The following is a 23,081-nucleotide window of genomic DNA, read 5'->3' as shown; positions in this document are numbered from 1 at the left end:
TTTTACAATGAATGATAAAAATAGAGGTAAATATGACAATCGGTATTGATAAGATTGGTTTTGCAACCAGTCAATACGTTTTGAAATTACAAGATTTAGCGGAAACCCGAGGAATTGATCCTGAAAAATTGAGTAAAGGACTCCTTTTAAAAGAATTGAGTATTGCTCCTTTGACAGAGGATATTGTTACCTTGGCTGCCAGTGCAGGTAATTCTATCCTGACTGAAGAAGAGAAGCAAGAGATTGACATGGTTATCGTAGCGACAGAGTCTGGGATTGACCAGAGTAAAGCTGCAGCTGTCTTTGTACACGGTTTGCTAGGAATTCAACCATTTGCTCGTAGTTTTGAAATCAAGGAAGCTTGCTATGGTGCAACAGCGGCCCTTCACTATGCTAAGTTACATGTAGAAAATTCTCCTAAATCAAAAGTTTTAGTGCTGGCTAGCGATATTGCAAGATATGGTGTCGAAACTCCTGGAGAACCAACTCAAGGTGCAGGCTGTGTTGCTATGTTGATTAGCCAAAATCCACGTGTTATGGTCTTCAATAATGATAATGTTGCACAAACTCGTGATATTATGGACTTTTGGCGTCCAAATTACTCGACAACACCATTTGTAAATGGGGTTTACTCAACGCAACAATATCTTGATAGCTTAAAAACGACTTGGGAAGAGTACCAAAAGCGTTATGACTGTACTTTGGATGATTTTGAAGCTGTATGTTTCCACTTGCCATATCCAAAGCTAGCTCTCAAAGGATTGAAAAAAATCCTAGACAAATCCTTGCCTCAAGAGAAGAAGGACTTGCTTCAAAAGCACTTTGATGAATCTATTATTTATAGCCAAAAAGTTGGGAACATTTATACAGGTTCACTCTTCTTAGGTCTCTTGTCTCTTCTTGAAAATTCTGATAGCCTAAAAGCTGGGGATAAGATTGCCCTCTACAGCTATGGTAGTGGGGCTGTATCTGAGTTCTTTAGTGTAGTATTGGTTGAAGGTTTTGAAAAGCAATTGCAGAAAAATCGCTTAGACTTGCTAGACCAACGTCAAGCATTGAGTGTTGCTGACTATGAACGAATCTTCTTTGAGGAAGCCCAATTAGATGAGTCTGGTTCTGCAACGATGTCAGGCTATGAAGGGCAAGACTATGCCCTTGTTGAGATTGTAGAACACCAACGTCGCTACAGCAAGGTTGAAAAATAATGAAAAAAAATTGGAATGGATTTGCTAAAAAATCAATTCAAGAGCGCCTAGAGTTCGTTAAGTCTCAGGCGCTTACTACTATTGAAGCCCAAGAAAGTCTTGCGCAAAATGAAAATCTCAGTCTAGCAGTAGCGGACCAATTGAGTGAAAATGTGGTAGGAACCTTCTCACTTCCATACTCAATCGTTCCAGAAGTTCTGGTAAATGGTCAAGAATACACAGTTCCCTATGTGACCGAAGAACCATCTGTTGTTGCTGCAGCTAGTTTTGCCAGTAAGATTATCAAACGTGCTGGAGGTTTTACAGCTCAAGTTCATCAGCGACAAATGATAGGTCAGGTAGCCCTCTATCAGGTTCCAGATAGGGATAAAGCTTGTCAGGCTATTCTGAGTCAAAAAGCAGAGTTGCTCGAACAAGCAAACCAAGCCTATCCCTCTATTGTCAAACGTGGTGGTGGAGCCAGAGAGCTAACAGTTGAAAAAATTTCTGGTGAGTCTGACTTTTTAGTGGTTTATCTCCATGTAGATACTCAGGAAGCAATGGGAGCTAATATGCTCAATACCATGCTTGAAGCTTTAAAACCAAGTCTAGAGGCTCTAAGTCAAGGGCAAAGTTTAATGGGAATTCTATCCAACTATGCCACAGATTCTCTAGTAACAGCAACTTGTCGTATTGCCTTTCGTTATTTGAGTCGCCAGAAGGATGAAGCGCGTGAACTAGCGGAAAAAATGGTTTTAGCTAGCCAGTTTGCTCAGGCAGATCCTTATCGAGCAGCTACTCACAATAAGGGAATTTTTAATGGAATCGATGCCCTTTTGATTGCGACAGGAAATGATTGGCGTGCCATCGAAGCAGGAGCGCATGCCTATGCAAGTCATGATGGCGCCTATCGAGGACTCAGTCGTTGGACTATAGATTTGGAAAACGAAGAGCTTATTGGAGAGATGACCATGCCGATGCCAGTTGCCACTAAGGGCGGTTCGATTGGTCTCAATCCTCGAGTTGTACTCAGTCATGAGTTGCTAGGTCAACCATCTGCCAAAGAATTGGCTCAAATTATCGTTTCGATTGGTCTCGCTCAAAACTTTGCAGCACTTAAAGCTCTTGTCAGTACAGGGATTCAGCATGGACACATGAAGCTTCAAGCGAAATCTTTAGCGCTTTTAGCAGGTGCGACTGAGGCAGAAGTACCCAAGTTAGTAGAAAACTTGATTGCTGAAAAAACCTTTAATCTAGAAAAAGCGCAAACGCTATTGAAACATTTAAGATCATAAGAAAAATTTAGACTGGTTTGATTTTTAGCGCTTTTTACTGTTTTTTCAAATAAAAGAAACTCAAATACAGAATCGTATTTGAGTTTCTTAATTCAATGACATTATTTGCCAGTTTTTCTGTTTTTGTTCAAAAAAACAAGACGTATGTATTGACAACGCTTTCATTTTTTGTTATAACATAGTTGTAAATTATTAAGATTCATAATCAAAAAATATAGAGAGGAGGATTTTTGATTATGAATAAAAAAATAAAAATGGTGAGTGTTGCATTACTTAGTACAGTAATATTGAATATAGCACTTACAGAAGGTGTTTCAGTTGTTCATGCTAATGAGGTGGTTTCAGCTACAAAATTCGGATATGCTGTAGTTGACATGGGGTCTACTATTTTGGGAATTAAGGAAATTGGTGATAACTGTTTTGAATAAGAAATACAATGTAGTTTTATTTTTATTATTTATAGTCTATTTGTTTGGATACTTCTCGATTTCAAAAAATTTAATTCCTATAATGTGTGTGATCCAAATATTTTTGTTAGAAAATATATTTAAATCTCAAAGTAAACTTATCCAAATAGGTAAAATCATAGTTATTATTGCTTCTATAATATTATTTATTGATAGTATACTAAATTAAGAGTCTGAGAACTATTTTGTCTCAGACTCTTTTTGTTTAAATACTTTTACCTGGTAAGAGGCTGACTGGTAAGAAATAACCAGTCGTGGCAACTTCTTTTCCTTCGATTTTTTGAAGGAGTAAATCAACTGTCAGGCGAGCAATTTCTTCTAAAGGTTGTTTAATGGTAGTAAGATGAGGATAGAAATTCTCGATAAAATAAGTTCCATCGTAACCAATAACCTTGAGTTGTTCTGGAACAGAGATGCCAAGTTCCTGGGCGATCTTCATTACCAAGATGGCAGTCAAATCATCCGATGCGAAAATAGCATCTGGTTTTTGTTTTTTCAGAATACTTTTGATTTCCATTTCCTTGCGGAGGGGTGAAAAGTCACTGGAAATATTGATGATGGGAGCTTTTGGGAAGATAGAAGCAAAGCCTGCATGGCGAAGTCCAGTTGGTGAATTGGAGTTGTCATTACCTGTAATCATAATGACAGACTTGGATCCAGTTTTAGCCAAGGTTTGAGCTGCTAGGACTCCACCAGCATAGTTATCAGAGGAAACGACAGGAATGTCTGGTGATAGGTTTCGGTCAAAAGAAATGATTGGAGCCGTTACGCGATTGTAGTCCTCAATCCCTAAGTTATGGCTACCAGAGATAATGCCATCCACTTGATTAGCTTCTAGCATTTCAAGATATTCACGTTCTTTTTCCGAATCGTGCTCACTATTACAGATGATGGTCTTATAGCCGTTTTTGAAGAGTTCGTGCTCCAGTTTGTCAATCAATTCAGCATAGAAAACATGGCTGATTTTTGGGAAAATCAACCCAATTAACTTGGCTGATTTCCCTTGGAGGCTACGAGCAAGGTTGTTGGGTTTGTAGCCTAACTCCCGCATGGCCTCATTGACCTTTTGAATAGTTTTTTCTGACAGGTAGCCCTTTTTATTGATAACACGTGAGACAGTAGTTGGGCTGACGCCTGCTAGTTCTGCGACATCAGTTAGTTTTGCGACCATATTCTAATTCGTAGTAAGTTCCAGTTGGGGTTCCAGATTTAATGAGGATTCCATTTTGATCTTTGTGAGGGAAGACACGACCAGAAAATACTTTTTCTCCTTTATTGATGAAAATTTCAAAGACTGAATTATCGATGAAGATATTTACAGTAGTAGCTTGGTTGTCGATTGAACATGAGCGAGTAGTTCCAAATTCTTGAGCATATTGCTCACCTGCTTGACTGCGGTCAACAGTAACTTGACCATTGACAAGGTCAAAATTGATAGAGAGTCCTTTGCCATCTTTGTCAGCAAGAAGAACGATTTCACTTTGACTATTGGCTGCTAAGTTAAGCTCGAGCTCGTAGGTGTTTTTGGTTTCAGAACGATTTGAAAATTCCTCTTGTGAAGCACGGAGTTCTTTGATAGCAGCTACAGGATACTGATAGAGTTTGCCATCTTTAATGGTAAGTTCCTTGACCAATGAGAAAGTCCCTTGGTGATCAAAACGATCAGATGGATAAGACACATCTGGCAAACCAAGCCAACTAACTGCCAGAGCACGTCCATCAGGAGCATTGAAGGCCTGAGTGGCATATGCTTCGAAACCATAGTCTAGATTGTGTAGTTCAGACACATCTACCATACGAGCATTTTCAGGATCGAAGGAAACACCGATTTTATACATATTTGGATAGATATTATCGTAGTCAAGAACCTTTTTATCCAAACCTTGTGGGCAGTAGAGAAGGACAGGTTGTTCTCCAACAAAGACAAGATTTGGGCACTCCATCATATAGGCAGTACGGTCATTGTTGAAGTCAAGATCACCAACTTCTTGCCAGTTTGTATAATCATTTTCGACAGCTTTGTAAAGACGGATAAACCCTTTTTTCTCCAAGTCTTGACCACCAACGATAGCGTAGTATTGTCCTTTAAAGTTAAAAATCTGTGGATCGCGGAAGTGGTCAGTAGCATCAGCAGGCTGATCAATCAAGATCTTATCAATCTTTTTAATATTTCCATCCTTATCCATCAAGGCACCAATCTGATAAGGGTGGCGAACCCAATTTTCATCACGGACATTTCCTGTATAGAATAGGAACAATTGATCACCAAACTGCATAGCAGATCCTGAGTAAGCGCCGTGGCTATCCAGTGGAGTATCAGGTAAGATTTTTACACCTGTTTCAGTAAAGTGCACCAAATCGTCACTCTCAAGTTGAACCCAAGATTTCAAGCCGTGGGCTGCTCCAAAGGGGAAGTTTTGGTAAAATACAATCCACTTACCATCAAAATAAGAAAAACCGTTTGGATCGTTGAGAAGTCCTTCCTTTGGTTCAATGTGATAGCTGACATGCCATGGGGATTGCACCATCTTTTCTTGGATTTCTTTTCTTTCTTCTTGTGTCCAATCTTCATAACGTCTGTAACGACGTTCAGTAGTCCATTCCATTTCTATTTCCTCCATAAATTCTACTATCTTAATAGTAAACGTTTCCTTATAAAAAAGCAAGTCTTTTACACTAAATTAAAGAAAAAAATGTCAAACGATTGACAGAGTTTGGAAACGTAATTTTATGGAAAATGATGAAAATATGAAAGTTTTTGAAAAACTTTAAAGTAAAAACCTTGATTTTAGAGGGTGTTATGGCTGTGTTGATGAAAAAAATAGCAAAAACAATCAAAAAATAAAAAATAGCAAAATTTTTTCTGCAAAACGCTTGACATATTTTTTAAACGTGATAGAATAATATTCGTGGGGCGAGTAAAATCGCTTTCAAACAAGAACAAATTTTTTTATAAGGAGATTTTTGCAAATGACCAATACAGAAATTGCAAAAAAAGTCATCGAAGCCTTGGGCGGACGTGAGAATGTTAACAGTGTAGCTCACTGTGCTACTCGCCTTCGTGTTATGGTGAAAGATGAAGCGAAGATTAACAAAGATGCTATTGAGAACTTGGAAAAAGTTCAAGGTGCTTTCTTTAACTCAGGTCAATACCAAATCATCTTTGGTACAGGTACAGTTAACAAGATGTACGATGAAGTCGTAGCTCTTGGTTTGCCAACGACATCTAAGGATGAGATGAAGGCAGAAGCTGCTAAACAAGGAAATTGGTTCCAACGTGCCATCCGTACTTTTGGTGACGTCTTTGTTCCAATCATTCCAGTTATCGTAGCAACTGGTCTCTTCATGGGTGTTCGTGGTCTCTTGAATGCTCTTGGAATGACACTTCCAGAAGATGTTACAACTTACACTCAAATCTTGACTGACACAGCATTCATTATCTTGCCAGGTTTGGTTGTTTGGTCAACCTTCCGTGTATTTGGTGGTAACCCAGCTGTTGGTATCGTTCTTGGTATGATGCTCGTTTCTGGTTCACTTCCAAATGCCTGGGCTGTTGCTTCTGGCGGTGAAGTAACTGCTATGAACTTCTTCGGATTTATCCCAGTTGTTGGTTTGCAAGGTTCAGTTCTTCCGGCCTTCATCATCGGGGTTGTCGGAGCTAAGTTTGAAAAAGCTGTTCGTAGAGTGGTTCCAGATGTACTTGATCTCTTGGTAACACCATTCGTAACACTCCTCGTAATGTCAATTCTTGGTTTGTTTGTTATCGGACCAGTCTTCCACGTTGTTGAAAACTATATCCTTCTTGGAACAAAAGCTATCCTTAACTTGCCATTTGGTCTTGGTGGTTTCTTGATTGGTGGAGTTCACCAAGTTATCGTCGTATCAGGTGTTCACCACATCTTCAACTTGCTTGAAGTTCAATTGCTTGCTACTGACCATGTTAACCCATTCAACGCTATCATCACAGCTGCCATGACTGCTCAAGGTGCTGCAACAGTAGCCGTTGGTGTGAAAACTAAAAATCCAAAACTTAAAACACTTGCTTTCCCAGCTGCTCTTTCTGCCTTCCTAGGTATTACTGAGCCTGCTATCTTCGGGGTTAACTTGCGTTTCCGTAAACCATTCTTCCTTTCATTGATCGCTGGTGCAATCGGTGGTGGATTGGCATCTATCCTTGGTCTTGCTGGTACTGGTAATGGTATCACAATCATCCCTGGTACAATGCTTTACATTGGTAACGGACAACTTCCACAATACCTTCTTATGGTAGCTGTATCATTCGCTCTTGGTTTTGCTCTTACTTACATGTTTGGTTATGAAGATGAAACTGATGGAGAATCAACTGTAAAAAAGCCTGAAGTTAGCGAAGAAGTAGTAGAAACTGCATCTAAGCTAACAGACGAAACAATCCAAACACCAATCGTTGGTGACGTAGTTGCCCTTTCAGATGTTAATGACCCAGTCTTCTCAAGTGGAGCTATGGGACAAGGTATCGCTGTAAAACCTAGTCAAGATGTTGTTTACGCCCCAGCTGATGCTGAAGTGACAATCGTCTTCCCAACAGGACATGCTTATGGTTTGAAAACTGCAAACGGAGCTGAAATCTTGATCCACGTGGGTATCGACACTGTTTCAATGAACGGTGAAGGATTTGACCAAAAAGTTGCTCAAGGTGACAAGGTTAAAGCTGGAGATGTTCTTGGAACATTTGACTCAGCTAAGATTGCTGCTGTAGGTCTTGATAACACAACAATGGTTATCGTGACAAACACTGCAGACTTTGCTTCAGTAAATCCAGTTGCTTCTGGATCAGTTGCTAAAGGTGATGCAATCATCGAAGTTAAAGCTTAATACTCTTCGAAAATCAAATTCAAACTGCGTCATACTCGCTTTGCCGTATGTATGTGTTACTGACTTCGTCAGTTCTATCTACAACCTCAAAGCCGTGCTTTGAGCAATCCGCAGCTCGATTCCTAGTTTGTTCTTTGATTTTCATTGAGTACACTACTTTCGATTTAATAGATCAAAAAACGAACAAATGTCATGTTTGTTCGTTTTTGATTGAATCGTAAAATTTACAGAGGAAAAACTAAAATATAGAGCAACTTTCCTTCTTGAAATATGCTATAATAGAGAAAATAAAAACTAGAGGTTTATCATGACAAAATTATATGGAAGCTTGGAAGCGGGCGGTACAAAATTTGTCTGTGCTGTCGGTGATGAAAACTTTAACATTGTAGAAAAAACACAATTTCCAACAACAACTCCTATCGAGACAATCGATAAAACCATCGAGTTCTTTTCAAAATTTGATAATCTTGCAGGTCTTGCAATTGGTTCATTTGGTCCCATTGATATTGACAAAAACTCAAAAACTTATGGCTTTATCACAACAACTCCAAAACCTCACTGGGCAAATGTGGACTTACTTGGTGCCCTTCGTCGCGCCCTAAACGTGCCAATGTACTTCACTACAGACGTAAACAGCTCTGCCTACGGTGAAGTGGTTGCCCGTAACAATGCTGGTGGCCGTATCGAGAACTTGGTTTACTACACAATCGGGACAGGTATCGGTGCAGGTGTCATCCAACGTGGTGAGTTTATCGGTGGCGTGGGTCACCCTGAGATGGGACACTACTATGTGGCTAAACACCCAATGGATATTGAAAAAGAATTCAACGGTGTTTGTCCTTTCCATAAGGGATGTTTAGAAGGTTTTGCGGCTGGTCCAAGCTTAGAAGCTCGTACAGGAATTCGTGGTGAAAACATCGAACTCAACAGTTCTGTTTGGGATGTTCAAGCCTACTATATCGCTCAAGCAGCTGTAAATGCAACTGTAACCTTCCGTCCAGATGTCATCGTCTTTGGTGGTGGTGTTATGGCCCAACAACACATGCTTGACCGTGTACGTGAGAAATTCACATCCTTGCTCAATGGTTACCTACCAGTTCCGGATGTGCGTGACTATATCGTAACACCAGCTGTTTCAGGTAATGGTTCAGCTACACTTGGAAACTTCGTTCTTGCTAAGAGCGTAGCAAAATAAGTATAAAAAATGAGGTCGAGATTTATCCCGGCCTCTTTCTTTAGTCTTTTTCAATTTTCGTTTCCTGATGGAATATATTTTGCCAAGTTTCATGTCTGCGCCAGATACTTGTATGAATAGTATCACCTATCTGATAGCGGATGAGTTTTGTCTTCTGACTAATGGACGTTAAGTGAAGCTCTTTGATAGCAGTGGTTAATTCTTTTTCCTCCTTATAGGCTTCCTTGTCTAGTTCTAGTCCGTCTTGGCGAATATAAATGAAATCTTCAGCCAGTAATTCTTCCAATTGATTTCCTTGGTCAATTAGTTGCTCTCTCATGAGCAATTTTTTATAGACATTATCAAGAATTTCATCTTCAGGAATCGGTGCTGGTTCGATATGAATGTCTGTATCAAAGACACCAAAGCGTTCTGTCAGCATGGATTCGACCCTGTCAGCGATCTCGTGACTCTCATAAACAGACAGATCTGGGTTCATTTCCAGAGTAATGTCTAGATAAATATTGCTTCCATAAGTACGACCGCGTTGTGATTTGACCTTGCTAATCTTAGGAATTTCCAGGATAGCTTTTTGGTAATCTTCGAGCAAGTGTTCATCAAAACCATCAGAAAGGCTGAAGGATGACTCGATAAAGATATCATAAGCAGTTTTCAGAATAAAGAAGGTAATGATAATGGCGACCAACTTATCCACGATTGGATAGTTAAAGCTACTAGCCAGGATAGCAATAGATGTTCCAAGTGATGTTACGGCATCTGTCAAATTATCCTTGGCTGCTGCCTTGAGAGCTTTGGACTTAGATTGCTTACTCAGATGGGTATTGTAGAGATAAACTGCAAACATGATGATGGCGGAGCTGACTCCCAGAGTCGCCCCAAGTGGATCAATGACCGTTTGCTCTCGGCTGAGTATCTTTTGAATGGTGTCGCGTAGAACATCAAAACCAACGTAAAACATGATGATGGAAGTGATGAGACTTGCCAAATCCTCTATTTTCCAGTGGCCGAAGCGATGATCTCTATCTGCCGGTTGGCGAGCCAAACGAATCCCGATTAGAAGGGCCACGTTTCCGACAATATCTGAAACGTTGTTAAAACCATCAGCCACCAAACTGGATGAATGGAGCAAGTGTCCGGTTGCTAGCTTAGCTGCAGATAAGAATAGATAGGTCAAAATGCTGATGATGGCACCACGCTCAGCCAATTTTAAGTTTGAAACCGATTGATTCATCTAACTCTCTTCCTAGAATTTTTGTATTCTATCATTATACTGGTTTTGTAAGGAAAATTCAAATGGAGGTGACTCACTCCACTCCAGCACTTGAAAACTTTTGAAAATCTGTTATAATAGAACTACTCAAGGGAGTAGCTGGCGGGAAACCGCGATAGTGTCGTCATTACGAATTATTTCCGGCACTATATTAAACAGCGAGACTTGTTTTTTTAAAAAACAGGTCTCTTTTTTTGTAAAAAGAGGCCAAAAAGGAGGAGACTGTTTTGTCAAAAGAACAAAATAAAGACTTGTTTTATACGCAATCTTCTGAGGAAGTACTAAAGAATCTGGATTCATCTGTCGAAGGTTTGTCAACTGCTCAAGCTCAAGAACGCTTAGCAACTTATGGTCGAAATGAGTTAGAAGAGGGCGAAAAACGTAGCCTACTAGCTAAATTCCTTGATCAATTTAAGGATTTGATGATCATCATCTTGTTGGCGGCGGCCGCACTTTCTGTGATTACAGAAGGCATGGACGGTTTAACAGATGCCATTATCATCTTGGCCGTAGTTGTCTTGAATGCAGCCTTTGGTGTTTACCAAGAAGGGCAAGCTGAAGCAGCCATTGAAGCGTTGAAAAATATGTCTAGCCCGATGGCTCGTGTTCGTCGTGATGGTCATGTCATTGAGATTGACTCAAAAGAATTGGTGCCTGGGGACATCGTCTTGCTAGAAGCTGGAGATGTGGTGCCTGCCGATATGCGTTTGCTTGAAGCGGCGTCTCTTAAAATCGAAGAAGCTGCTCTTACTGGTGAATCTGTACCAGTTGAAAAAGATATTACTCAAGTGGTAGAAGCAGATGCTGGTATTGGGGACCGCGTTAATATGAGTTACCAAAACTCAAACGTAACTTACGGTCGTGGTATTGGTGTCGTAACCAATACTGGTATGTATACAGAAGTTGGTAAGATTGCAGATATGTTGGCTAATGCCGATGAGACAGAAACACCATTGAAGCAAAGCTTGGAACAATTATCTAAAGCCTTGACTTACTTAATCGTTGTGATTGCGATTATCACTTTCTTGGTTGGTGTATTCGTTCGTGGTGAGCATCCGTTGGAAGGCTTGATGGTTGCAGTTGCTCTTGCGGTTGCAGCGATTCCAGAAGGTCTCCCTGCCATTGTAACCATCGTTCTCTCTTTGGGAACAACAACCCTTGCCAAACGTAATTCGATTGTTCGTAAATTGCCAGCGGTTGAAACGCTTGGTTCAACAGAAATCATAGCATCTGATAAAACAGGTACTTTGACTATGAACCAAATGACGGTTGAGAAGGTTTACACCAACGGTCAATTGCAAAGCTCTGCAGCTGAGATTGCTCCTAGCAACAATACCCTTCGTATCATGAACTTTGCCAATGATACAAAGGTGGATCCATCTGGTAAATTGATTGGAGATCCAACGGAGACTGCCTTGGTACAGTTTGGTTTGGACCACAACTTTGACGTTCGTGAAGTTTTGAAGGATGAGCCACGTGTGGCAGAATTACCATTTAACTCAGAACGTAAACTTATGTCTACGATCCATAAGGAAGCAGACGGTACTTACTTTATCGCTGTTAAGGGTGCTCCTGACCAATTGCTCAAACGTGTGACTCGTATTGAAGTTAATGGGGAAGTTCGTCCTATCACAGAAGAAGATAAAAATGCTATCCTTGCTACCAACAAAGACTTGGCTAAACAAGCTCTTCGTGTTTTGATGATGGCTTATAAGACCAGCAACGAAATCCCAACCTTGGAATCTGAAATCGTTGAGTCTGACCTTATCTTCTCTGGTTTGGTCGGTATGATTGACCCTGAACGTCCTGAAGCAGCAGAAGCTGTTCGTGTCGCTAAGGAAGCGGGTATTCGTCCAATCATGATCACGGGTGACCACCAAGATACAGCAGAAGCTATTGCTAAACGTCTTGGTATCATCAATCCAAATGATACAGAAGACCATGTCTTCACAGGGGCTGAGTTGAATGAACTTTCTGATGAAGAATTCCAAAAAGTCTTCAAACAATACTCTGTATACGCTCGTGTATCACCTGAGCATAAGGTTCGTATCGTGAAAGCATGGCAAAAAGAAGGTAAGGTTGTTGCCATGACTGGTGATGGAGTTAATGACGCGCCATCACTGAAGACAGCTGATATCGGTATCGGTATGGGAATTACTGGTACAGAGGTTTCTAAGGGTGCTTCTGATATGGTCCTTGCCGATGACAACTTTGCAACCATTATCGTAGCGGTTGAAGAAGGACGTAAGGTCTTCTCAAATATCCAAAAATCTATCCAATACCTCTTGTCTGCCAATATGGCTGAAGTCTTCACCATCTTCTTCGCAACCCTATTTGGTTGGGATGTGTTGCAACCAGTGCATCTTCTCTGGATTAACTTGGTAACAGATACGCTTCCAGCCATCGCTCTTGGTGTTGAACCAGCTGAGCCAGGCGTGATGACCCACAAACCTCGTGGACGTAAATCTAACTTCTTTGACGGTGGTGTATTCGGAGCAATCATTTATCAAGGGATCTTCCAAACGATGCTCGTTTTAGGTGTTTATGGTTGGGCTCTTCTCTTCCCAGAGCACCAAAGTCATGCAGAAATCCATGCGGATGCCCTTACCATGGCTTTTGCAACTCTCGGTTTGATTCAATTGCTCCATGCCTTTAACGTTAAGTCGGTTTACCAATCAATCTTTAAAGTGGGACTCTTTACGAACAAGACCTTTAACTGGTCTATCCCAGTTGCCTTTGTCCTCTTTGTGGTGACAATTTTGGTTCCTGGATTTAATAATCTCTTCCACGTGTCACACTTGAGCTTGACTCAATGGATGGTTGTTGCCGTAGGAGCACTTATGATTGTGGTCCTTGTTGAGATTGTTAAAGCAGTTCAACGAGCACTTGGAAAAGATAAAAACGCGATTTAATCACTTATGAAAGGTCATCTTCGGATGGCTTTTTATTTATATAAAGATAAACTGCCAAAGATTTTGTGCTATAATCAAAGATAATGATATGGTATGGAGGAAAGAATCTTGGAAAAGAAAATTGTCAAAGATATGATGTTTTTATCGCAGGTATCTCAGCCTGCTAGTCAGGAGGATTTACCCCTAGCAAAGGATTTACAAGATACCCTACAGGCCAATCGTGAGACCTGTGTTGGACTAGCAGCCAATATGATTGGGGTACGAAAACGTGTCATTATTTTTAATATCGGCATGATTCCTATGGTTATGTTTAATCCCGTTCTCAAGTCTTTTGAAGGGCCTTACGAGACCGAGGAAGGTTGTTTGTCTTTGACAGGCGTGAGACCAACAACTCGATATGAAAAAATTACAGTAAGTTACAGAGATATTCATTGGCAAGAGCAGACCATTACCCTGACAGGCTTTCCAGCGCAGATTTGTCAGCATGAATTGGATCATTTGGAAGGTCGTATTATTTAGGCTCAAATCCTTGGTGCTCCTAGAAAAATATGCTACACTAAGACTATGAAAATTCTAATCCCAACCGCAAAAGAAATGAATACAAATGTTCCTAGTTTAGAGGCAAAACCTTTGTCTCCTGAGAGTCAGGCTGTTCTGGATGAATTAGCTAGATATTCTGCCCAAGAACTAGAGAGTTTTTATAAAATCTCTGCCGAAAAGGCGCAAGAGGAGTATGACCATATCCAAGCCTTGAAAAATGGAACGGCTAGAAACTATCCAGCCTTGCACCTCTTTGATGGACTTATGTATCGCAACATTAAACGAGAAAATCTAACCAAGAAAGAGCAAGCCTATCTGGAGAAACACCTCATGATAACATCAGCTCTCTATGGTGTGATTCCAGCCTTTGCACCGATTGCACCTCACAGACTGGACTTTTTGATGAAGCTTAAAATTGCTGGGAAAAGCCTGAAAAGTCACTGGCAGGTAGCTTATGAGGAGTCAATGAAAGAGCAGGAGTTAATCTTTTCTCTCTTGTCTTCAGAGTTTGAAACTGTCTTTCCTAAAAAAATCCGTGAGAAAATGGTGACCTTTAAGTTTATGGAAGAGCGAGATGGTAAACTAAAAATCCACTCAACTATTTCTAAAAAATCCCGAGGAGCCTTTTTGACAGCCTTGATGGAAGGTCAGGTAACTTCGGTTGAAGAGATTAAAAAGCTCAGCTTTGCGGGTTTCAATTATCGAGAAGACTTGTCTAGTGACAAGGAATTGGCTTTTGTGAAATAGGTAGAAAATAGAGTCTGTCCTAAATTGTATCAGGGCAGACTTTTTGTGATTTGATGCTCTTATTTTTAGTTTAGAATGGTAGGAATTTTCTCACAATTTTGGTATAATAGGACTATTAGAAAATTTCGAGGAGACAAACATGTCAGTTAAGATTGCTTTACTTGGATTTGGTACAGTAGCCAGTGGTGTGCCATTCTTGCTAAAGGAAAATAAAGAAAAAATTGTTCAAGCAGCCCAGTCAGAAATTGAAGTAGCTAAAGTTTTGGTCAAAGACGATCAAGAGAAAGCCCGCTTGCTTGAAGCAGGAAATGATTTTAATTTTGTAACAAATATCGATGAAATCTTGTCAGACAAAGACATCACGATCGTTGTTGAGTTGATGGGGCGTATCGAACCTGCTAAAACCTTTATCACTCGTGCTTTAGAAGCAGGGAAACATGTCGTGACAGCTAACAAGGATCTTTTGGCAGTCCATGGTGCAGAATTGCTTGAGGTAGCCAAAGCTCACAATGTTGCCCTATACTATGAAGCAGCTGTTGCAGGAGGAATCCCAATCCTTCGTACCTTGGTTAACTCACTAGCATCAGACAAAATCACTCGTGTTCTTGGTGTTGTCAATGGAACATCTAACTTCATGATGACTAAAATGGTAACCGAAGGTTGGTCTTACGAGGATGCTTTGGCAGAAGCCCAACGACTTGGCTTTGCTGAAAGCGACCCTACCAATGACGTTGACGGGATTGATGCGGCTTACAAGATGGTCATCCTCAGTCAGTTCGCCTTTGGGATGAATGTCAAGTTTGAAGATGTAGGCCACCAAGGAATTCGCAACATTACTCCAGAAGATGTAGCAGTAGCTCAAGAACTTGGTTACGTAGTCAAATTGGTTGGTTCTGTTGAAGAAACGGCATCTGGTATTGCTGCTGAGGTTACGCCAACCTTCCTTCCTAAAGCACATCCACTTGCGAGTGTTAATGGTGTTATGAATGCAGTCTTTGTAGAGTCTATCGGTATCGGGGAGTCTATGTACTATGGACCAGGTGCTGGTCAAAAACCAACTGCAACAAGTGTTGTGGCTGATATTGCCCGCATCGTTCGTCGTCTGAATGATGGAACAATTGGAAAAGCCTTTAATGAATACAGCCGTCCAGTAGTCTTGGCTAAGCCAGAAGATGTCAAAGCTAACTACTATTTCTCAATCTTGGCTCCAGATTCAAAAGGTCAAGTCTTGAAATTGGCTGAGCTCTTTAATGCAGAAGATATTTCCTTCAAGCAAATCCTTCAAGATGGTAAGCAAGAAGGCAAGGCTCGTGTTGTCATCATCACTCATAAAATCAACAAGGCGCAACTTGAAAATATTACATCAGCTTTGAAGGGTATAGCTGAATTTGAACTTCTCAACACCTTCAAGGTTTTAGGAGACTAAGATGAAGATTATTGTACCTGCTACAAGTGCCAATGTGGGTCCTGGTTTTGACTCTGTTGGTGTAGCTGTAACTAAGTATCTAGAAATTCAGGTTTGTGAGGAACGTGAAGAATGGATGATCGAGCACCAATTAGGCAAATGGATTCCACGTGATGAACGTAATCTTTTGCTGAAGATTGCTTTACAAATTGTTCCAGACCTACAACCCAGACGCCTGAAAATGATCAGTGATATTCCACTTGCGCGTGGACTTGGTTCTTCTAGTTCAGTCATCGTTGCAGGAATTGAGCTGGCAAATCAACTCGGAAATTTGAAATTAAGCGATCACGATAAATTGCAATTGGCGACTAAGATCGAAGGGCATCCTGATAATGTTGCACCTGCTATCTATGGCAATCTCGTAATTGCTAGTTCGGTAGAAGGTCAGGTTTCTGCTGTTGTGGCGCCTTTCCCAGAATGTGCTTTCCTAGCTTATATTCCAAACTATGAATTGCGAACTCGAGATAGTCGTGGTGTCTTGCCTAAGAAACTTTCTTATAAAGAAGCTGTTGCAGCAAGTTCTATCGCCAATGTGGCTATTGCAGCCCTACTGACTGGAGATATGGTCAAAGCAGGCCAGGCTATTGAGAGTGACCTTTTCCATGAGCGTTACCGTCAAGATTTGGTGCGAGAATTTGCGACCATAAAAAAAGTTGCCAAGAGAAATGGTGCTTATGCGACCTACTTGTCTGGTGCTGGGCCTACAGTCATGGTTCTAGCTGAGCCTGATAAGATGCCTAAAATTAAGGCTGAGCTTGAAAAGCAACCGTTCAAAGGAAAACTTCATGATTTGCAAGTAGATACACAAGGCGTTCGCGTCGAAGCAACATAAACATAGCAATGGGATGGGGAAACTCTCTATTAGAGGGCTTCCTGTCCTTTTTTTGAAAATGAAACATGGGATATAAATTGTTTCCCGTGTTTAGCGACCGACAGACGGTCAAGGAGGATTTGAAATGGCAGAAATATATCTAGCAGGTGGTTGCTTTTGGGGCTTAGAAGAATACTTTTCCTGTATTTCTGGAGTGCTGCAAACAAGTGTTGGTTATGCCAATGGTCAGGTAGAAACCACCAATTATCAACTGATCAAAGAAACAGATCACGCAGAGACTGTGCAAGTCGTCTACGACGAAAAGGCGGTCTCGCTTCGTGAGATTTTACTCTATTATTTCCGAGTTATCGATCCACTATCTGTCAACCAACAAGGAAATGACCGTGGTCGTCAATACCGCACAGGGATTTATTATCAAGATGAAGAGGATTTACCGACTATCTATGCTCTTGTCCAAGAGCAGGAGCGCATGCTTGGATGCAAGATAGCAGTGGAAGTGGAGAAACTACGTCACTACATCTTGGCTGAAGACTATCACCAAGACTACCTCAAGAAAAATCCTGGTGGTTATTGCCACATAGATGTGAGGGATGCTGAGAAACCACTGATAGACGCTGCTAACTACGAAAAACCGAGTCAGGCAGTTTTAAGAGAAAATTTGTCAGAAGAGTCTTATAGAGTTACCCAAGAAGCTGCGACGGAAGCTCCTTTTAGCAATGCTTATGACCAAACTTTTGAGGAAGGAATTTATGTCGATATCACGACTGGTGAGCCCCTCTTCTTTGCCAAGGATAAGTTTGCCTCAGGCTGTGGTTGGCCAAGCTTTAGCAGTCCTATTTCCAAGGAACTCATTCATTACTACCAGGACTTGAGTCATGGCATGGAACGTATCGAAGTTCGTTCACGTTCAGGGAATGCTCATTTGGGGCACGTCTTCACAGATGGCCCTCGTGAACTGGGTGGTCTCCGTTACTGTATCAATTCTGCATCCTTACGTTTTATCGCTAAGAATGAAATGGAAGAGGCTGGATATGGCTATCTACTTCCATATTTGAACAAATAAAAAAGATGGTGGTTTTTCCACCTTCTTCATTTTGGAAATAGAAGGGATACATGAAACAATTACTTTCTTACTTTAAACCCTATCTCAAAGAGTCTTTCCTAGCCCCCTTGTTTAAGTTACTAGAGGCTGTTTTTGAACTCTTAGTTCCTATGATTATAGCTGGGATTGTCGACCAATCTCTCCCAAAAAAAGATCAGGGTCACCTCTGGATGCAAATGGGTTTCCTCTTTGTTTTTGCGGTTATCGGCGTTTTAGTTGCCTTAGTTGCTCAGTTTTACTCAGCCAAGGCAGCAGTAGGATTTGCCAAGGAGTTGACCAATGACCTCTATCGTCATATTCTTTCCTTGCCCAAGGATAGTAGAGACCGTTTAACGACCTCGAGTTTGGTGACGCGTTTGACTTCAGATACCTATCAGATTCAGACAGGGATCAATCAATTTTTACGCCTATTTTTAAGGGCTCCTATTATTGTTTTTGGTGCCATTTTTATGGCTTATCGTCTCTCGCCTGAATTGACCTTCTGGTTTTTGGTCATGGTTGCCATTTTGTCCTTTGTCATTGTCGTGTTATCACGCTTGGTCAATCCTCTCTATAGTATTTTGAGAAAGAAAACAGACCAGCTGGTTCAGGAAACACGCCAACAGATACAAGGTATGCGTGTGATTCGTGCCTTTGGCCAAGAAAGACGAGAAATCGAGAACTTCCAAGTACTCAATCAAGTCTATACAGCTATCCAAATGAAAACAGGCTATTGGTCCACTCTCTTGCCCCCCTTGACCTATTTGATCGTCAATGGAACCTTGCTAGTGATTATCTGGAATGGCTATATTTCTATCCAAGGCGGACTCCTCAGTCAAGGCGCCTTGATTGCCCTGATTAACTATCTTCTACAAATCTTGGTAGAGTTGATAAAACTAGCCATGCTCATTAATTCACTCAACCAGTCTTATATTTCTGCCAAGCGGATTAAAGAAGTCTTCGCTGAAAAACCTGAAGATATACTGGCAGAAATTGCTCAAAAAGAAACTTCCTCGAACCAGTCCTTACGAGTTGAACACTTGAGCTTTACCTACCCAGATGCTGCTCAACCATCCTTGCAAAATCTTTCTTTTGCTATGCAACAAGGACAAATTCTTGGAATCATCGGTGGGACTGGTTCTGGTAAATCGACCTTGGTACAAGTCCTACTTGGGATCTATCCGGCAGATAAGGGAAGTATTTCCCTTTATCGAGATGGACGTAGTCCTCGCAATCTTTCTGAATGGCGGTCCTGGATGGCATATGTTTCTCAAAAGGTTGAACTCTTTAAGGGAACCATTCGTTCTAACTTGACTCTGGGTATGGAAGAAACTGTCTCTGACCAAGAACTCTGGCAGGCTTTGGAAATTGCTCAGGCCAAGGACTTTGTCAGTGAAAAGGAAGGTCAGTTGGACGCAGAGGTTCAAGCAGGCGGTCGTAATTTTTCAGGTGGACAAAAGCAACGCTTGTCGATTGCCCGGGCAGTCTTGCATCAAGCATCTTTTCTCATCTTGGATGATGCGACTTCAGCCCTTGATACCATCACCGAGTCCAATCTTCTGAAGGCTGTTCAAGATAAGCTACCAAACACCAGTTTGATCTTGATTTCCCAACGAACTTCAACCTTGAAGATTTCTGATCAAATTCTCCTTTTAGAGAAAGGGGAGCAATTAGCACTTGGAAATCATAAGGAATTGATGGAGACTAGCCAAGTCTATCGTGAAATCAATGCATCCCAACATGGAAAGGAGGACTAGAATGAAAGGCAAACATGCAAGTCAAACCCTTAAACGATTAGCAAAAGATTTAGCTGGCCATCCCGTCCTTCTTTTCCTGGCTTTCTTAGGTACCATTGCTCAGGTAGCCCTATCAATCTATCTACCAATCTTGATAGGACAGGTGATTGACCAAGTCCTAGTCGATGGTTCATCTCAGGTATTTTGGCAGATTTTCCTCCAGATGATATTGGTGGTCATAGGAAATACACTGGTACAATGGGCCAATCCCCTTCTCTATAATCGTCTCATTTTTTCCTATACCAGAGATTTACGTGAAAAAATCATTAAAAAACTCCATCGTCTCCCGATTGCCTTGGTAGACAGACAGGGGAGTGGAGAAATGGTCAGCCGTGTGACGACAGATATTGAACAGTTGGCAGCGGGACTGAACATGATTTTCAACCAATTTTTCATCGGAGTTCTGATGATTTTGGTCAGTATCCTTGCTATGCTTCAAATTCATCTTTTGATGACTTTATTAGTTTTGCTCTTAACACCTCTGTCTATGGTCATTTCACGCTTTATTGCCAAGAGATCCTACCATCTCTTTCAAAAACAGACAGAGTCTAGGGGGATTCAAACCCAGCTGATAGAGGAATCCCTTACCCAACAGACTATTATCCAGTCTTTCAATGCCCAAGAAGAATTTATCCAAAAACTTCATGAGGCAAACGATACTTATGCAGGATATTCTCAGTCGGCCATCTTTTATTCATCAACAGTCAATCCTTCAACTCGTTTTGTCAATGCCCTCATTTATGCCCTTCTTGCTGGAGTTGGGGCTTTCCGTATCATGATGGGCTCTACTTTGACAGTTGGACGTTTAGTGACCTTTTTGAACTATGTGCAGCAGTACACTAAGCCTTTTAATGATATTTCATCGGTCTTAGCCGAGTTGCAGAGTGCATTGGCTTGTGCAGAACGTGTTTATACTGTTTTAGAAAGCCCTGAGATTACAGAAACTGGCCTTAAAGAATTGAACAGCGACCAAGTCAGTGGAGCTATTTCCTTTAAACATGTTTCTTTTGGTTACAATCCTGAAAAGATATTGATAAAGGATCTGTCCATTGATATCCCAGCTGGTAGCAAGGTTGCTATCGTTGGGCCAACTGGTGCTGGTAAGTCAACCCTCATCAATCTCCTCATGCGTTTTTATCCGATTAACTCTGGAGATATTTTATTGGATGGTCATTCCATTTATGACTATACCCGAGCTTCTCTTCGACAGCAGTTTGGGATGGTGCTTCAAGAAACTTGGCTCAAGCAAGGAACCATTCATGACAATATTGCTTTTGGAAATCCTCAAGCAAGTCGAGAGCAGGTCATTGCGGCAGCCAAGGCAGCTAACGCAGACTTCTTTATCCAACAGTTGCCCCAGGGCTACGATACTAAGCTTGAAAATGCAGGGGAATCCTTGTCTGTTGGTCAGGCTCAGCTCTTAACTATTGCCCGTGTCTTTCTAGCCATTCCTAAGATTCTTATCTTAGATGAGGCGACTTCATCCATTGATACCCGTACCGAGGTGCTGGTTCAGGATGCCTTTGCCAAACTCATGAAGGGGCGGACAAGCTTTATCATCGCTCACCGTTTATCGACCATTCAGGATGCTGATTTGATTCTTGTCTTGGTGGATGGAGATATTGTCGAGTATGGCAATCATCAGGAACTCATGGCGAGAAAAGGGAAATATTATCAAATGCAAGAAGCAGCAGCTTTTAGCTCAGAATAGACTTTACCTAGTTTCTTAAGCAAATACAGAATAAAAGTTGCCTTCGGGTGACTTTTTTGTTACAATAGCTAGAAAAATTATCTGGTATGAAAGATAATACTCAATGAAAATCAAAGAGCAAACTAGGAAGCTAGCCGCAGGTTGCTCAAAGCACTGCTTTGAGGTTGTAGATAGAACTGACGAAGTCAGTAACATATATACGGTAAGGGGACGCTGACGCGGTTTGAATTTGATTTTCGAAGAGTATAATTTAGAAAAGGAGCCTATGAATGAAAGTCTTTCAGCATGTAAATATCGTTACTTGTGACCAAGATTTCCACGTATACTTAGATGGAATTCTAGCTCTTGAAAATTCTCAAATTGTCTATGTCGGTCAGGGAAATCAAGAAATTCTCAAGCAAGCAGATCAAATCATAGACTATCAGGGGGCTTGGATTATGCCTGGTTTGGTTAACTGCCATACCCACTCTGCCATGACAGGCTTGAGGGGGATTCGTGATGATAGCAATCTCCACGAATGGCTAGAAGACTGTATCTGGCCAGCAGAAGCAGAATTTACACCAGAGATGACTACAAAAGCCGTCAAAGAGGCGCTGACAGAGATGCTCCAGTCGGGAACGACAACTTTCAATGATATGTACAATCCAAATGGGGTAGAGATAGAGAAGATTTATGAAGTGGTCAAGGCTTCCAAGATGCGTTGCTATTTTTCTCCAACCCTCTTTTCTTCAGACATGGAGACGACTGATGAGACCATAGCAAGAACGCGTGCTGTTATCGAGACAATCAAAGGCTATCAGGATCCCAATTTCAAGGTTATGGTGGCTCCTCATTCGCCCTACAGTTGTAGTCGAGAATTGTTAGAGGCTAGTTTGAACCTAGCAAAAAAAGAAGATATTCCACTTCATATTCATGTGGCAGAAACAAAAGAAGAGTCAGGGATTATCCTGAAACGTTATGGCAAACGTCCAATAGCCTTTCTAGATGAACTTGGGTATTTAGATCATCAGGCTGTATTTGCCCATGGAGTGGAGTTAAATGAAGCAGAGATAGCACGCTTGGCAGATTCGCAAGTTGCAATCGCCCACAATCCTATCAGCAATCTCAAACTAGCTTCAGGGATTGCACCAGTCGTCCAACTTCAAAAGGCAGGAGTGCCAGTCGGTATTGCGACTGACTCAGTTGCTTCTAACAATAACCTTGATATGTTTGAGGAAGGGCGGACTGCAGCACTTTTACAGAAAATGAAGAGTGGTGATGCCAGCCAATTTCCAATCGAAACTGCCCTCAAGGCCCTGACGATCGAGGGTGCTAAGGTGTTGGGAATGGAAGATGAGATTGGTAGTTTGGAAATCGGCAAGCAAGCTGATTTTCTCGTCATCCAGCCCCAAGGAAAAATCCATCTCCAACCACAAGAAAACATGCTGTCTCACCTAGTATATGCTGTCAAATCCAGTGATGTTGATGACGTCTACATTGCAGGTGAGCAAGTCGTGAGAGCTGGGAAGGTACTAACAGTAGATTTGTAAGTGATACTCTTTCTAAATTTTTTAAAGCTAGGTCGGTGTTGTCTTGACTTCGTATGCTCTAACAAGTTTATTGAGTGAGTATTTATTGTGTAGGCCGTAAAGAAAAAAGAAGACCTTACAGAGTCTTCTTCAGAACGAAGACAAACGTCATTTTTGGTGTTTGTCTTTTTCTGTTTTCAAAAATATTTTGTCTCATCATCTGATAT

The 23,081-nt window shown here is 41.2% G+C and carries 17 protein-coding genes; 14 read left to right on the top strand and 3 right to left on the bottom strand.

The annotated features are described in order from the left end of the window. Positions 1-32: 32 nt before the first annotated feature. From M1R56_RS06765 to M1R56_RS06755, 3 genes are all read left to right on the top strand, one after another. Complete coding sequence (locus tag M1R56_RS06765) at positions 33-1,205, top strand: hydroxymethylglutaryl-CoA synthase (RefSeq protein WP_075231435.1); 1,173 nt, start codon at positions 33-35, stop codon at positions 1,203-1,205. After that, positions 1,205-2,479, top strand: coding sequence for a hydroxymethylglutaryl-CoA reductase, degradative (locus M1R56_RS06760; protein ID WP_075231434.1), 1,275 nt, complete (start codon positions 1,205-1,207; stop codon positions 2,477-2,479). Before M1R56_RS06765 ends, M1R56_RS06760 begins: the two co-directional genes overlap by 1 nt. Positions 2,480-2,715: 236 nt before the next feature. After that, complete coding sequence (locus M1R56_RS06755; protein ID WP_248035236.1) at positions 2,716-2,907, top strand: hypothetical protein; 192 nt, start codon at positions 2,716-2,718, stop codon at positions 2,905-2,907. 244 nt (positions 2,908-3,151) lie between these two features. Here the strand turns inward: M1R56_RS06755 and M1R56_RS06750 are convergent, their stop codons facing one another. Both M1R56_RS06750 and M1R56_RS06745 read right to left on the bottom strand, forming a co-directional pair. Beyond that, positions 3,152-4,117 carry a LacI family DNA-binding transcriptional regulator gene (locus tag M1R56_RS06750; protein ID WP_049528006.1) on the bottom strand — a complete coding sequence of 322 codons (966 nt, stop codon included), beginning with the start codon at positions 4,115-4,117 and terminating at the stop codon, positions 3,152-3,154. Beyond that, positions 4,098-5,552: a sucrose-6-phosphate hydrolase gene (locus M1R56_RS06745; RefSeq protein WP_049528003.1), complete on the bottom strand. Its 1,455-nt coding sequence runs from the start codon at positions 5,550-5,552 to the stop codon at positions 4,098-4,100. The genes M1R56_RS06750 and M1R56_RS06745 overlap by 20 nt, the downstream gene beginning before the upstream one ends. A 364-nt stretch (positions 5,553-5,916) precedes the next feature. Between M1R56_RS06745 and M1R56_RS06740 the strand changes: the two genes are divergently transcribed. Both M1R56_RS06740 and scrK read left to right on the top strand, forming a co-directional pair. Further along, positions 5,917-7,797, top strand: coding sequence for a sucrose-specific PTS transporter subunit IIBC (locus M1R56_RS06740; protein ID WP_075230624.1), 1,881 nt, complete (start codon positions 5,917-5,919; stop codon positions 7,795-7,797). 307 nt (positions 7,798-8,104) lie between these two features. Continuing rightward, the gene (scrK, locus tag M1R56_RS06735; protein ID WP_248035234.1) at positions 8,105-8,992 is read left to right on the top strand and encodes a fructokinase ScrK; all 888 of its coding nucleotides are present in this window, start codon (positions 8,105-8,107) and stop codon (positions 8,990-8,992) included. A gap of 40 nt (positions 8,993-9,032) precedes the next feature. On the opposite strand, the gene M1R56_RS06730 is transcribed toward scrK, so the two are convergent. Next, positions 9,033-10,223: a cation diffusion facilitator family transporter gene (locus M1R56_RS06730; RefSeq protein WP_248035232.1), complete on the bottom strand. Its 1,191-nt coding sequence runs from the start codon at positions 10,221-10,223 to the stop codon at positions 9,033-9,035. Between the two features lie 266 nt (positions 10,224-10,489). Between M1R56_RS06730 and M1R56_RS06725 the strand changes: the two genes are divergently transcribed. The 9 genes from M1R56_RS06725 to M1R56_RS06685 all read left to right on the top strand — a co-directional run bounded on the left by M1R56_RS06725 (position 10,490) and on the right by M1R56_RS06685 (position 22,875). Then, positions 10,490-13,174, top strand: a complete 2,685-nt coding sequence (locus M1R56_RS06725; RefSeq protein ID WP_248035230.1) for a cation-translocating P-type ATPase — start codon at positions 10,490-10,492, stop codon at positions 13,172-13,174. Positions 13,175-13,282: 108 nt separating this feature from the next. Beyond that, on the top strand, positions 13,283-13,693 hold the full coding sequence (locus M1R56_RS06720; protein WP_248035228.1) for a peptide deformylase: 411 nt from the start codon (positions 13,283-13,285) through the stop codon (positions 13,691-13,693). Between the two features lie 45 nt (positions 13,694-13,738). Further along, positions 13,739-14,461 (top strand): peroxide stress protein YaaA, encoded by a 723-nt coding sequence (yaaA, locus tag M1R56_RS06715; RefSeq protein ID WP_248035226.1) that lies wholly within the window; start codon positions 13,739-13,741, stop codon positions 14,459-14,461. A 139-nt stretch (positions 14,462-14,600) separates the two neighbouring features. Next, positions 14,601-15,887, top strand: coding sequence for a homoserine dehydrogenase (locus M1R56_RS06710; RefSeq protein WP_248035224.1), 1,287 nt, complete (start codon positions 14,601-14,603; stop codon positions 15,885-15,887). A gap of 1 nt (position 15,888) precedes the next feature. Beyond that, entirely contained in the window at positions 15,889-16,758 is an 870-nt protein-coding gene (gene thrB / locus M1R56_RS06705) for a homoserine kinase (protein WP_248035222.1), read from the top strand. Positions 16,759-16,882: 124 nt separating this feature from the next. Then, positions 16,883-17,821: a peptide-methionine (R)-S-oxide reductase MsrB gene (msrB, locus tag M1R56_RS06700; protein ID WP_248035221.1), complete on the top strand. Its 939-nt coding sequence runs from the start codon at positions 16,883-16,885 to the stop codon at positions 17,819-17,821. A gap of 50 nt (positions 17,822-17,871) precedes the next feature. After that, the gene (locus tag M1R56_RS06695; RefSeq protein WP_248035219.1) at positions 17,872-19,596 is read left to right on the top strand and encodes an ABC transporter ATP-binding protein; all 1,725 of its coding nucleotides are present in this window, start codon (positions 17,872-17,874) and stop codon (positions 19,594-19,596) included. A gap of 1 nt (position 19,597) precedes the next feature. Continuing rightward, positions 19,598-21,346, top strand: coding sequence for an ABC transporter ATP-binding protein (locus M1R56_RS06690; protein WP_248035217.1), 1,749 nt, complete (start codon positions 19,598-19,600; stop codon positions 21,344-21,346). Positions 21,347-21,615: 269 nt separating this feature from the next. Further along, positions 21,616-22,875, top strand: coding sequence for a TRZ/ATZ family protein (locus tag M1R56_RS06685; protein WP_248035215.1), 1,260 nt, complete (start codon positions 21,616-21,618; stop codon positions 22,873-22,875). Positions 22,876-23,081: the final 206 nt, after the last annotated feature.

The sequence above is a fragment of the Streptococcus sp. oral taxon 431 genome, from assembly GCF_023115445.1.
Taxonomy (GTDB): Bacteria; Bacillota; Bacilli; order Lactobacillales; family Streptococcaceae; genus Streptococcus.
The sequence above is the reverse complement of the archived record's forward strand: the minus strand, read 5'-3'. Positions and strand labels throughout refer to the sequence as shown.

What these genes read in the sequence shown, in the direction of transcription:
- M1R56_RS06760 (WP_075231434.1), top strand. Translation starts at nt 1,205, where the DNA reads ATGAAAAAAAATTGGAATGGATTTGCTAAAAAATCAATTCAAGAGCGC.
- M1R56_RS06690 (WP_248035217.1), top strand. Translation starts at nt 19,598, where the DNA reads ATGAAAGGCAAACATGCAAGTCAAACCCTTAAACGATTAGCAAAAGAT.
- thrB (WP_248035222.1), top strand. Translation starts at nt 15,889, where the DNA reads ATGAAGATTATTGTACCTGCTACAAGTGCCAATGTGGGTCCTGGTTTT.
- M1R56_RS06745 (WP_049528003.1), bottom strand. Translation starts at nt 5,552, where the DNA reads ATGGAATGGACTACTGAACGTCGTTACAGACGTTATGAAGATTGGACA.
- M1R56_RS06755 (WP_248035236.1), top strand. Translation starts at nt 2,716, where the DNA reads ATGAATAAAAAAATAAAAATGGTGAGTGTTGCATTACTTAGTACAGTA.
- M1R56_RS06710 (WP_248035224.1), top strand. Translation starts at nt 14,601, where the DNA reads ATGTCAGTTAAGATTGCTTTACTTGGATTTGGTACAGTAGCCAGTGGT.
- M1R56_RS06695 (WP_248035219.1), top strand. Translation starts at nt 17,872, where the DNA reads ATGAAACAATTACTTTCTTACTTTAAACCCTATCTCAAAGAGTCTTTC.
- M1R56_RS06730 (WP_248035232.1), bottom strand. Translation starts at nt 10,223, where the DNA reads ATGAATCAATCGGTTTCAAACTTAAAATTGGCTGAGCGTGGTGCCATC.
- M1R56_RS06685 (WP_248035215.1), top strand. Translation starts at nt 21,616, where the DNA reads ATGAAAGTCTTTCAGCATGTAAATATCGTTACTTGTGACCAAGATTTC.
- yaaA (WP_248035226.1), top strand. Translation starts at nt 13,739, where the DNA reads ATGAAAATTCTAATCCCAACCGCAAAAGAAATGAATACAAATGTTCCT.
- M1R56_RS06740 (WP_075230624.1), top strand. Translation starts at nt 5,917, where the DNA reads ATGACCAATACAGAAATTGCAAAAAAAGTCATCGAAGCCTTGGGCGGA.
- msrB (WP_248035221.1), top strand. Translation starts at nt 16,883, where the DNA reads ATGGCAGAAATATATCTAGCAGGTGGTTGCTTTTGGGGCTTAGAAGAA.
- M1R56_RS06750 (WP_049528006.1), bottom strand. Translation starts at nt 4,117, where the DNA reads ATGGTCGCAAAACTAACTGATGTCGCAGAACTAGCAGGCGTCAGCCCA.
- M1R56_RS06765 (WP_075231435.1), top strand. Translation starts at nt 33, where the DNA reads ATGACAATCGGTATTGATAAGATTGGTTTTGCAACCAGTCAATACGTT.
- scrK (WP_248035234.1), top strand. Translation starts at nt 8,105, where the DNA reads ATGACAAAATTATATGGAAGCTTGGAAGCGGGCGGTACAAAATTTGTC.